General features: G+C 71.6%; 12 protein-coding genes. 4 read left to right on the plus strand and 8 right to left on the minus strand.

Going from position 1 to position 11,401, the window contains the following annotated elements:
• Positions 1 to 868 (minus strand): diacylglycerol kinase catalytic domain-containing protein (locus tag AOK15_RS42310; protein ID WP_055518201.1); only part of this gene is annotated, 868 nt, incomplete at its 3' end.
• 199 nt (positions 869 to 1,067) lie between these two features.
• On the opposite strand from AOK15_RS42310, the gene AOK15_RS18520 reads away from it, so the two are divergent.
• A complete protein-coding gene (locus tag AOK15_RS18520; RefSeq protein WP_055518174.1) occupies positions 1,068 to 2,351 on the plus strand; it encodes an adenylosuccinate synthase in 1,284 nt (427 codons plus the stop codon).
• Positions 2,352 to 2,466: 115 nt separating this feature from the next.
• On the opposite strand, the gene AOK15_RS18525 is transcribed toward AOK15_RS18520, so the two are convergent.
• From AOK15_RS18525 to AOK15_RS18535, 3 genes are all read right to left on the minus strand, one after another.
• On the minus strand, positions 2,467 to 2,994 hold the full coding sequence (locus AOK15_RS18525) for a hypothetical protein (RefSeq protein ID WP_055518177.1): 528 nt from the start codon (positions 2,992 to 2,994) through the stop codon (positions 2,467 to 2,469).
• 148 nt (positions 2,995 to 3,142) lie between these two features.
• A complete protein-coding gene (locus tag AOK15_RS18530; protein ID WP_055518180.1) occupies positions 3,143 to 3,541 on the minus strand; it encodes a DUF5958 family protein in 399 nt (132 codons plus the stop codon).
• A gap of 44 nt (positions 3,542 to 3,585) precedes the next feature.
• On the minus strand, positions 3,586 to 4,041 hold the full coding sequence (locus AOK15_RS18535; protein WP_055518182.1) for a hypothetical protein: 456 nt from the start codon (positions 4,039 to 4,041) through the stop codon (positions 3,586 to 3,588).
• Positions 4,042 to 4,224: 183 nt separating this feature from the next.
• Here AOK15_RS18535 and AOK15_RS18540 point away from each other — a divergent pair, with 183 nt between their 5' ends.
• Positions 4,225 to 4,515 carry a hypothetical protein gene (locus AOK15_RS18540; protein WP_055518184.1) on the plus strand — a complete coding sequence of 97 codons (291 nt, stop codon included), beginning with the start codon at positions 4,225 to 4,227 and terminating at the stop codon, positions 4,513 to 4,515.
• Between the two features lie 61 nt (positions 4,516 to 4,576).
• On the opposite strand, the gene AOK15_RS18545 is transcribed toward AOK15_RS18540, so the two are convergent.
• From AOK15_RS18545 to AOK15_RS18560, 4 genes are all read right to left on the minus strand, one after another.
• Complete coding sequence (locus AOK15_RS18545) at positions 4,577 to 5,227, minus strand: hypothetical protein (RefSeq protein ID WP_055518187.1); 651 nt, start codon at positions 5,225 to 5,227, stop codon at positions 4,577 to 4,579.
• A 55-nt stretch (positions 5,228 to 5,282) separates the two neighbouring features.
• On the minus strand, positions 5,283 to 7,760 hold the full coding sequence (locus AOK15_RS18550; RefSeq protein ID WP_055518189.1) for a dolichyl-phosphate beta-glucosyltransferase: 2,478 nt from the start codon (positions 7,758 to 7,760) through the stop codon (positions 5,283 to 5,285).
• On the minus strand, positions 7,757 to 8,443 hold the full coding sequence (locus AOK15_RS18555) for a GntR family transcriptional regulator (protein WP_055518191.1): 687 nt from the start codon (positions 8,441 to 8,443) through the stop codon (positions 7,757 to 7,759). Before AOK15_RS18555 ends, AOK15_RS18550 begins: the two co-directional genes overlap by 4 nt.
• A 325-nt stretch (positions 8,444 to 8,768) precedes the next feature.
• On the minus strand, positions 8,769 to 10,124 hold the full coding sequence (locus AOK15_RS18560; protein ID WP_055518194.1) for an aspartate aminotransferase family protein: 1,356 nt from the start codon (positions 10,122 to 10,124) through the stop codon (positions 8,769 to 8,771).
• 308 nt (positions 10,125 to 10,432) lie between these two features.
• Between AOK15_RS18560 and AOK15_RS18565 the strand changes: the two genes are divergently transcribed.
• Together AOK15_RS18565 and AOK15_RS18570 are read left to right on the plus strand one after the other, a co-directional pair.
• The gene (locus AOK15_RS18565; RefSeq protein ID WP_055518196.1) at positions 10,433 to 11,041 is read left to right on the plus strand and encodes a DJ-1/PfpI family protein; all 609 of its coding nucleotides are present in this window, start codon (positions 10,433 to 10,435) and stop codon (positions 11,039 to 11,041) included.
• Positions 11,038 to 11,401: MarR family winged helix-turn-helix transcriptional regulator (locus AOK15_RS18570; RefSeq protein ID WP_055518198.1), on the plus strand; the 364-nt coding region annotated here is incomplete at its 3' end. The genes AOK15_RS18565 and AOK15_RS18570, both read left to right, overlap by 4 nt.

Raw genomic sequence — 11,401 nt, forward strand, 5'->3', positions numbered from 1 at the left:
CCGGCACGGACGGTGGCGCGGCCTCGGCGCCCACGGACACCGGCCTGACCTCGACGTCCGCGCCACCGTCCGTGCCGGGGGCGATCGACACCCCCTGCACCGGCTGGTCGAGGTCGACGAGCGTCACCCCGTCCACCTCCACCCGCAGCCGGGAAGGCCCGACCACGGCCGGGGAGACGACCCGTATCCGGGCGGGCCGCGCGACCCGCCTGATGCGGGGTGGGTGCGCGGACAACGTCCGCACCAGGGACTGCGGCCAGTTCCGCAACCACGACTGATGCCCGGAGGAGCCACCCCCCGCCCCCACATCGGCTCGCGCGCCGAAACCGAAACCGAAGCCGGACCCGGTTCCCGCCGAGTCGCCGTCGCCCTCGCCGTCTGCTTCGGCCTCCGTCTCCGCGTCCGCGTCGGCCTCCGCGTCGAGGGCGGTCGCCCCCGCGGGCGCCGGGATCCGCAGGGTGCCGAGCACGACCCCGTCGCTGTCGTCGACGAGCAGATCCAGCCGTCGTTCGACCCCGTCGAGGGCGGCCCGCGCGGCCGCCACGGCACCGGTCGGCACACCCAGCGACCGGGCCAGGCCCAGCGACGGCCCCACCGGAACCATGGCCAACGCGCACGCCGTCAGCTCCCGCTGCCGGTGCAGAAGGGCCACCGCGCGCAGCAGCGCACGGTCGTCCCCGACCACCACCGGCCGCCGGGAACCCCGCCGCGCCAGTACCCGAGCGAATTCCTCGGGCCCTTCCGGAAGGCACACTTTCGTACTCGCCGCACCCGCGCTGAGCACGTCTTTCGCGATCCTTACCGCCTCACCGTCCGTGTGACGGGCGAGGGGGTCGATGACCACGAGGAGCTGGTCGCCAGTTGCCACCTCGGTCCTGCCTCGCTTCCTCGGGTAGCATCTTTGTGCAAGAGCCCCTTGCGCTATTGCGCCAGGGGCTTCGTCTATTCCGGGGCATCCGGGTCCACAGTTTGCGACCAACGGCGGTCGCGGTGCACGCGGTGAGCATTCAAGCCACCGCGTACGCCCCCGACCTTGGACATGCCCCGCCCGGAAGGGGTGTACGCGCGTGCCCGCACTTGTGCTGCTCGGTGCTCAGTGGGGTGACGAGGGTAAAGGGAAGGCCACCGACCTGCTCGGCGGATCCGTCGACTACGTGGTCCGCTATCAGGGCGGCAACAACGCCGGCCACACGGTCGTCGTCGGCGACCAGAAGTATGCCCTCCACCTTCTCCCCTCCGGCATCCTCACTCCGGAGTGCACTCCGGTCATCGGCAACGGTGTCGTCGTCGACCCGTCGGTCCTGCTCTCCGAGCTGAGCGGTCTGAACGAGCGCGGCGTGGACACGTCCAAGCTCCTGATCAGCGGCAACGCTCACATCATCACGCCGTACAACGTGACCGTCGACAAGGTCACCGAGCGCTTCCTCGGCAAGCGCAAGATCGGCACGACGGGGCGGGGCATCGGCCCCACCTACGCGGACAAGATCAACCGTGTGGGCATCCGGGTGCAGGACCTGTACGACGAGTCGATCCTGACACAGAAGGTCGAGGCGGCCCTCGACGTCAAGAACCAGATCCTGACCAAGCTCTACAACCGGCGCGCCATCGCCGTCGAGCAGGTCGTCGAGGAGCTGCTGGCCTACGCCGACAAGCTCGCCCCGTACGTCGCCGACACGGTCCTGGTCCTCAACCAGGCCCTCGACGACGACAAGGTGGTCCTCTTCGAGGGCGGCCAGGGCACGCTGCTGGACATCGACCACGGCACGTACCCCTTCGTGACCTCCTCGAACCCGACCGCCGGCGGTGCCTGCACGGGTGCGGGCGTCGGCCCCACGAAGATCAGCCGCGTCATCGGCATCCTCAAGGCGTACACGACCCGTGTCGGCGCCGGCCCGTTCCCGACGGAGCTGTTCGACGAGGACGGCGAGGCCCTGCGCCGCATCGGCCACGAGCGCGGTGTGACCACCGGCCGTGACCGGCGCTGCGGCTGGTTCGACGCGGTCATCGCCCGGTACGCGACCCGCGTGAACGGTCTGACGGACTTCTTCCTCACCAAGCTCGACGTCCTCACCGGCTGGGAGCAGATCCCGGTCTGCGTGGCCTACGAGATCGACGGCAGGCGTGTCGAGGAGCTGCCCTACTCGCAGACCGACTTCCACCACGCCAAGCCGGTCTACGAGACCCTGCCGGGCTGGTCCGAGGACATCACCAAGGCGAAGTCCTTCTCCGACCTGCCGAAGAACGCGCAGAACTACGTCAAGGCGCTGGAGGAGATGTCCGGCGCGCCGATCTCCGCCATCGGTGTGGGCCCGGGCCGCGACGAGACGATCGAGATCAACTCGTTCATCTAGCGCACCCAGGGCATCCCGGGCATCCAGGGCATCCAGTGCGCGCACCGGATCCCTCACGGACCCATGCCTTGACCGACGGGGCGGCCGACTCGACACGAGCCGGCCGCCCCGTCACCTATGTCCGCTCCACGCCGCAGCGTCGGGCGAGGGCGGTGAGGCGGTCGAGTTCGCGTTGGGCCGCGGCGGGGTGGGCGAGGTCGAGGGCCAGGGTGGCGCGGCCCATGAGGTAGAAGACGTCCTGGCGGGTGGCCGCGTCGATGCCGGGGGCCGAGCGGAGGCGGCGGCCGGTGACTCTCAGGTGGAGCGCGATGAGGTCGAGCCGGTCGCGCAGGGCCGGGGGAAGCGTGTGGCCCGGGGTGTCCTTGACGTAGTCGCGGGTCTGATCGTCCGCCTCCCACGGGCGGGGCAGCGGGGGCGCCCACGGCAGCGCGGCCCGCCGGGCCTCGTCGTACATCTCCGACACCCGGGCGCGCGCGACGGCGGCGTCCCCCTCGTCGGCCGCGGTCCGCGCCGACTCCAGCATCGACCGCAACCGGCCCCGGACCTCCTCGTCCTCACCGGTCCGCGCGTCCAGATAACAGCCCCACACGTCGAACGCCTTCCTCAACTCCGCGTCCGACAGCACCCCGTACGCATCCCGCACCCAGCCACTCCTCCCCACCGGACCACCCCGCCCGAACGACAGCGCCACACGATAGACAGGTCAGGCCACGGCCCGCCCGCGAATTACCCGCCCGCGAATTCCCCGGCCGCGGGGACCGCCCAGGCCCGCCGGTTGCCCGGCGGGGGTCTCAGGCAGGTGCGGGCAGGTTGTGCCACCAGTGACCGCACCCGTCGGAGCAGAAGCGCTCGCGGCGCCGTTCGTCGGCGATCGCGAGCACGGCGATCAACAGCCGGAACGACTTGCGGCGTTCGTCGGGCGGGGTGAGTTGGACGATCCTGCCCAGCTGCTGCTCGATCCGGCCCCGCACGATCAGCACGGCAGGCGTGTGCGTGGGCCGCAGCCCGGCGCGCAGAACGCTGCGAGGACCGTCCTCCTCGACGACACGGGCCTGGAGACAGTGGTGGTGCAGGTACCGCAGCACGTCGTACTGGGCCTCCGGGCCGAGCGCGTCGAACCACGCGATGCCCTCGGACATGGGGCGCAGCCCTTGGGCGAGTTGGTTGAGCGTCGCATCGCGATCGTCCATGTCCGTGCTCCCTTGCGAGGCCGGGCTGCGGCGGTGGTGTGTGGTCAGCTCGTGAACCAGGCGACGAGGCGGACGTCGGCGGGGCCGTGGAGGGTGGACAGGGTGCGCATCACGGTCCAGACGGGGCCCCAGTGAGTGTCGGGCCCGGCGGCCATGGCTCGGGTTCGGGTCCCCGAGCGATCGGTTTCACGCCAGTCCACGGAGGCGAGCTCCGCCCAGGTGATCCACGTCGTGCCGCGCAGGTCGGGGGAGTCCGTGTACGGGGCGTACGCGTCCCGCAGGGCTTCGGAGGCGGTCTCCGGGAAGCCCCGGTTCTCGGTCAGGGGGCGGAAACCGGTGTCGTTGCGGACGCCGAAGAGGCAGGCGAGCGCGTCGTACGCGTTGCCCACGTTGAGGACGAAGAGGTCCATGGCGGCGTGCCAGACGGAGTCCTCGTCGTCGGGACCCCACAGACGTGCGCCGGGGCGGCACTCGATCATCCCGTCCAGTTCGGTGGCCATGGGCGCATGATGCCCGGGGCTCCTGGTCGTCGGCATCCGGATTTCGTGGGGCGGGGTGGGCCGGCAGCCCGGCGGACATTGTTCGCTCACCGGGCATATCCTGAGGCTGTGCCCGGTGTGGTCCACGGGGTGGGAGAGGGGCGTGGTGGCCGGGAGTCCTCAGGGGGCCGAGAGGAGAGTGCCATGCGTGTGTTGCTGAAGGCGTCTTTCGACACCGAGCGGTCCAGCGAGATGCTGCGGAGCGGCAAGCTGCACCAGATGATGGAGGCGCTCAAGGAGCGCACCCATCCGGAGGCCACCTACTTCACCGTCGATCAGGGCCGGCGCACGATGTACCTGTTCTTCGACATGACGGACTCCGCCGACATGCCCTCGATCGCCGAGCCGCTGTTCATGGAGATGGGCGCCAGCATCGACTACACGCCGGTCATGAACTTCGACGACCTGCAGAAGGGCCTCGCCAAGCTGAACTGAGGCGACGTCCACAGCGAGGCCACGTCCACCCGGCCCTCGGGCCCCGCGGCCCCGCCGCCCCTCAGCTGAAGATGATCATCGAGCCCTGGGCCAGGCTGCGGGTCGCCGCCGCGTTCAGGCCCAGCCAGACGTGGCGTTCGCGGGCGAAGGGGCTGGAGTCGAACGGCGCGGGAGCCGCCGGTTCCTCCAACGACGTCGGCGCGAGCGGCGGGGTCGGGGCCAGCGGCGGGTTCGCGGGGTCGATCCCGATCGCCGGGGCCACGATCTCCAGTTCGCGCAGCAGGCCCTGGGAGGAGCCCAGCGGGCCGTTGCCGGCGAGGAGTTCGTCGTTGGCCAGCGGATGCGGGAAGTCCACGGGGACGTACGCGCCCGCGTGGTCGTAGTGCCAGACGAGATGCGACTGCTGGGCCGTCGTCTCGAACATCTCCAGCAACTGCTCGTAGTCGCCGCCCAGCTCACCCACCGGCGTCACCGGCAGCCCGCACACCTGCAACAGGTAGGCCCGGCGCAGGAAGTGCAGCGCGTCGTAGTCGAAGCCCGCGATCGGGGCGACCTCCCCGGTCAGCCCGGGCATGTACTGGTACACCGGCACCGGAGGCAGTCCTGCCTCGCCCAGCACCTGGTTGTAGAGCGCGAGTTCCTCGGCGAAGGGGTTGTCGGGCGTGTGGCAGAGCACGTCGACGAGCGGGACCAACCAGAGGTCACAGGCCAAAGGAGCACTCCTCACAGTGTGGGCGGGGAAGAAGCGTAGTCGCTGAACGCCGCCTTCAGTCCCCTTCGTGCAGGTCCCATACCCATACACCGCCCACCCACTTACCGGGACGCCCGACCAGCTTGTCCACGGTGGCGCGCAACTGCTTGTCGTAGTACTGCGGCCGCAGGACCAGCGCGCCCGCGTGCCAGTACGCGAAGTCCTTGCGGGCCTGCGCCTGCCAGGCCTCACCGATCACCGGGGTGCGGCCGGAGTAGCGCACGTCCCGCAGCAGGGCGGACGTGTGGCGCGGTACGGCGCCGTAGATCCCGGTGCGGTCCTCGCCGTAGGGGCCGTTGAAGTAGCCGCCGGGCATCCGGAAGCCGAAGCGGGCCGTGGTCTGCCAGTGCAGCGCCTCCGCGTTGCCGGGGTCCGGCAACGGCACGGGCACGAGCGTCTCGCCGGCCTCCGTGTCGACGTACGACCGCCATGTGCCGTCCGCGATGAACGACGGCACCTCGGGCCGGTCCTGCGACTTCAGCGGGGCCGGGACGATCGGCAGCAGCGCCAGGGTGATCGCCAGGAACCCCACGTACCGGGTGCCGAGGCCCGGCACCTCCGCCAACCGCTCGAAGGCGAGCGCCAGCAGCATGCCGAGCACCGGCGCGCAGATCATCGCCACCCGGCCCTCGATGACCGACTCGAACAGCGGCCTGTCGGCGAGCAGCGCCCACGGTCCGGGCAGGACGAGGTCCGTCTGCGGGAGGCGGATCTCGGGGCCGAGGGAGAGGACGGCCGCGGCGACCGCGGTGAAACCGAGCGCCTTCACCAGGGGGCGTTCCCACAGGCGTACGACGATGCCGAGTGCCAGCAGCACCAACGGCCAGCCGTAGAAGGCGTTCTGCTCGGTGGGGTTGAGGGACAGCGCGTCAGCCCGCTGCGGGTCGCCCGCGAGGAGGGAGCGCTCGGCGAAGGAGAGCAGGGCGAGAGGGCTGTTCCCGGCGTTGTCGCCGTGCCCGATGCTCTTGTAGCTCTGTGGGCCGAAGAACTGCCAGGACAGGAAGAACGCCACCAGGGGCAGCGTGGTGAGGGCCGCGACACCGAGGCCCTTCAGGAGAGGGCGCCAGGAGGCGCGGGCCACGTCCGGCCGTACGGCCCCGTACGCGGCGGCGAACAGCAGCATGCCCATCGCGGCGAGCAGCAGCGGCTCCTCGCCGAGGAAGACCTGGTACGCCGCCATCAGGCCGAGGACGACACCGTCCCGTACGGTCCGGGTGCCCGCGCACAAGCGGAGGGCCCGGTCGATGATCAGCGGGATCATGAACAGGACGATGAAGTTCGGGTGCGCGTTGGCGTGGCTGACCATCGGGGGCGCGAACGCGGCGAGGGCCGCACCCGTGAAGGCCGCGCCCCGGTGCCGTACGAGCCGCTGGACGAGCAGCCGGTACCAGGCGGCTGCGGTGGCGGCCAGGCCCAGCGTCATCACGAGGCCGAGGGTCACCGCGGGCCCCAGGGCGAGCGTCACCGGAGTGAACGGCACCGACAGGCCCAGCATGACCGTGTTGGCCATGAGGTTCACGCCGTCGGGGAAGCCCTGGAAGTCGGTGAACAGGGGGTTCCTGAGGTGGGCGACGTTGTCGGCGGTGACGGCGAAGAACCACTCCCACTGGTTCTGGTCCTGGAGGGAGTCGGGGAGGTAGCGGCCGTTCGGGTCGATCCAGCGGCCGGCGTAGAGGGTCACCGCCATCAGCAGGAAGACGACGACGGCGAGGACGTCGGCGGGGCGCAGCGACCGGACCGCCGCCCGGACCGAACGGCCCTTCAGGGAGGCGAGTTCACCGAGGACGTGGGCGTAGTCCCCGGCGCGGATCTTCGAACCGGGCTGATGGGACCAGCGGATCGGGACCTCGGTGACGGACCAGTCGGCGCGGCGGAAGTGCCGCAGTATCTCGACGTCTATCCCGAACCCGTCGAGTCGGGACGCGGCGAACGCCTCGCGGGCCCGCTCGCCGTCGAACAGCTTGAACCCGCACTGGGTGTCGCGGATGCCGGGCACCACGAGCCCGCGTATCAGCAGGTTGCCCGCGCGGCCGAGGTTCTCGCGCAGCCGGTGCTGCCGCCGCTCGATGCGCGCTCCCGGCGCCTCACGGGAGCCGATCGCCGCCGCGTGCCCCTCGCTGAGCGCCTTGTCGAGCAGCTCCAACTCGGCGATGGGCGCGGCGAGATCGGCGTCCGTCAGCAGCACCCGGCGGCCGTAGGAGGCGCAGACCCCGAGGCGCAGGGCGTGGCCCTTGCCCCGGTTGCGGGGCCCGCCCCTGATGAGCTGCACCCGCGCGTCGCGCTCGGTGACGGCGGCCACGACGTCGCGCGTACCGTCCGTCGAACCGTCGTCGACGACGAGGACCTCCCATGTCTCGGCGGCCTCCGTCGCGGTGAGGTGGGAGACGATCGCGTCGAGGGTGGGGCCGAGGCGCCGCTCCTCGTTGTAGGCGGGGACGACGACGGACAGGTCGACGCCGACCCGGGGGCCGGCGCCCGTGCGGGCCTCGCTCATTCGCCGGCCAGCCGTTCCACGAGGGTCAGCGAGTGGTCGTCGTACTCGGCGATGATCTCCTGCGCGGTGAGCGCGTCCCGACGGGTGAGCGCGTCGACGAGATCGGTGTACCGGCCCCACAGCCGGCCCCTGAGGTCGTCCGCCCGGCGCAGGTGCTGCACCGCGCACACCCAGGACTGCACCCGCAGCCGGTGCAGGAAGTCGGACAGGTAGGGGTTGCCGAACAGGACGATCAGCTCGCGCCAGAACCGCAGGTCGTAGCCGATGAGGATGTTCAGGTCGCCGGCGGTCGCGGCCCGTCGGGCCTCCTCGCCGCGCCGCCGGACGCCGGCGAGCGCCGCCGCGGTACGGGTGTCCATCTTCCGGTCGCCGAGCCTGCGGAACATGCCGTCGCCGATGAGGATGCGGGCCTCGACCATGTGCCGGTAGTCGCCCAGCGAGTACTCGTGCACCTGGAAACCGCGGTGCTGCACCGCGTCCAGCAGCCCCTGCGCGGACAGGTCCACCAGCGCCTCGCGCACGGGCGTCGCCGACACCCCGTACTGCTCGGCGATCTCCTTCACCGTGAACTCCTGCCCCGGCTTCAGCCGGCCGGCCAGCACCTCGTCACGGAGCGCGTCCGCGAGCTGCTGCCGCAGGGTGCTTCGAGTCACGCCGCCAATGCCGCCGCCGGTGCCGGCCATCGTGGTCCGCTCCCCCCATCCGCGTACGCGTACGCATTCCTGTGCGTGGTCTCTGCGTTCTCTTACGAGCACGTCACCTTACGCGTTCGCGTTCCGGGGAGGCTGTTTCGGGCCCGCCGCCGCGACAGCCGCGCCGTACGGGCACCGACCGACACAAATCAGCCACCTGGCATGCGGTTTTTCCTCACGGAGAGCAGAGGGGGGGAGGCGGCACGGCACATGCGGAAGGGCGCCCCCGGGGCGTGGGACCGGGGACGCCGTTCGGTGCTCCGCGGCGGGCGGCGCCGGACGCCGCACCGACACCGTCGTGAACCTGCCGCCGGTGTCAGACGGTGAACTCGTCCGCCGCCGTCAGTGCCGCGTCGAGGGCGGCGAGGCCCTCCTTGGCCTCGGCCTCCGTGATGTTGCACGGGGGCACGACGTGGGTCCGGTTCATGTTCACGAACGGCCACAGGCCCTGGGCCTTGGCGGCGCCCGCGAAGGCCAGCATGGGGGCGTTGGCCTCGCCGACGGCGTTGTAGGGGACGAGGGGCTCGCGGGTCTCCTTGTTCCGGACGAGCTCCAGCGCCCAGAACATGCCGACGCCGCGCACCTCGCCCACCGAGGGATGCCGCTCGGCCAGTGCGCGCAGCCCCGGCTCGATGACGGACGTGCCGAGCGCCGCCGCGTTCTCCACGACCCCCTCCTCCGCCATGACGTTGATCGTCGCGACGGCGGCGGCGCAGGCCAGCGGGTGCCCGGAGTACGTCAGACCGCCGGGGTACGGGCGCCGGGCGAACGTCTCCGCGATGGCCGGCGAGATGGCGACGCCGCCGAGGGGGACGTAACCGGAGTTCACGCCCTTGGCGAAGGTCATCAGGTCGGGGACGACGTCGAAGAGGTCGGCCGCGAACCACTCGCCGGTCCGCCCGAAGCCCGCCATGACCTCGTCCAGGACGAAGACGATGCCGTACTTGTCGCAAAGCTCCCGCACGCCCGCCAGATAGCCCGGCGGCGGAACCATGATCCCGGCCGTGCCCGGGATGGTCTCCAGGATGATCGCGGCGATGGTCGACGGACCCTCGAACGCGATCGTCGTCTCCAGGTGCTCCAGCGCGCGGGCGCACTCCTGCTCCTCGGTCTCCGCGTAGAAACGGGACCGGTAGAGGAACGGAGCCCAGAAGTGCACGACCCCGGCGGTGCCGGCGTCGGAGGCCCAGCGGCGGGGGTCGCCGGTGAGGTTCACGGCCTGCTGGGTGCCGCCGTGGTACGAGCGGTACGCGGACAGCACCTTGGGGCGGCCGGTGTGGAGGCGGGCCATACGGACGGCGTGCTCGACGGCGTCGGCGCCGCCGTTGGTGAAGAAGATCTTGTCCAGGTCGCCCGGGGTGCGCTCCGCGATCAGCCGGGCCGCCTCCGAGCGGGCCTCGACCGCGAACGCCGGGGCGAACGTGGTGAGCGTCGCCGCCTGCTCCTGGATGGCCGCGACGACCTTCGGGTGCTGGTAGCCGATGTTCGTGTAGACGAGGCCGCTGGTGAAGTCCAGGTAGCGCTTGCCGTCGTAGTCCCAGAAGTACGACCCCTCCGCGCCGGCGACTGCGAGCGGGTCGATGAGCTCCTGGGCGGACCAGGAGTGGAACACGTGCGCACGGTCCGCCGCCTTCACCGCGGCGCCGAGCTGGGGGTTGGGCTGAGGGGTCATGGCGTCGAGGGTAGGTGCCTGTGGTGCGGCCCCGACATCGGCGTCCTGTCTGCGGCAGGGCGCCGCACCGCGACAGTGTGTCGCCCCGAGGGGGGAGCGCGTCCGGGGCTGCGCCCCGTTGCTTTCCCTGAAGGGCGGGCCACAGGCCCGTTCCCTTCAGGGGCGCGGGGAACTGCGCGAGAAACCACGACGCGCCCGCACCCGCCGAACAGACAGCGCACCCCGAGCCATATCGCGCCTCTATTGACAGCATCCTGGCAAAGTGTCAGCATGCTGTCATAGCAACGAACGGCCCCGGAGAAGAAGCCATGACCAGCAACCCCGTCCACCTCGCCGTCTACGACACCTACGCCGACTGGGAGACCGGCCACACCACCGCCTGGCTCGCCCGCGCCGGCCACGAGATCCGTACGGTCGGCCCGACAGGGAACCCCGTGCGGACCCTCGCCGGCATCCGCATCCAGCCGGACACCGCCCTCGCCGACCTCCGCCCGGAGGACAGCTCCCTGCTGATCCTCACCGGCGCGGACCTCTGGGACGCCGGCGACGACCTCGCCCCGTTCGCCCGCAAGGCCCGCGAGTTCCTGGCCGCCGGTGTCCCCGTCGCCGCCATCTGCGGGGCGACCGCCGGGCTCGCCCGGGAAGGGCTGCTGGACGACCGCGCCCACACCAGCGCGGCCCCCTTCTACCTCGCCGCCACCGGCTACAAGGGCGCCGACCACTACGTCGACACGGACGCCGCGACCGACGCGGACGGCCTGCTCGTCACCGCCGGTCCCACCGAACCCGTCGCCTTCGCCCGCGAGGTCTTCCGGCTCCTCGGCGTCTACGAGGGCGAGGTCCTCGACGCCTGGTACCGCCTGTTCCACGACTCGGACCCGGAGGCGTACGCCGTCCTGGAAGCGGCCGCCCGATGAGCCGCGTGCGGCAGGACCTGCTCAGCCGCACCGCCCTCGGTGTCTTCCGGCTCAACGGCCAGTTCCTGTCCGTCGCGGACGAACTGGCGCGCCCGGCCGGGCTCACCGCGGCCTGGTGGCAGGTCCTCGGCGCGGTGCTCCCCGAGCCGCTGCCCGTCTCCGGGGTCGCCCGCGCCATGGGCATCACCCGGCAGAGCGTGCAGCGCGTCGCCGACCTCCTCGTCGACCGGGGGCTCGCCGCGTACGTCCCGAACCCGGCCCACCGCCGTGCCAAGCTCCTCACCCCGACCCCGGCGGGACGCGCCGCCGTCGAGAAGATCGACCCCGGTCACGCGGCCCTCGCCGACCGTCTCGCCGAGG

Origin of the sequence: Streptomyces ossamyceticus (assembly GCF_001418475.1) — a bacterium.
Taxonomy (GTDB): domain Bacteria; phylum Actinomycetota; class Actinomycetes; order Streptomycetales; family Streptomycetaceae; genus Streptomyces; species Streptomyces ossamyceticus.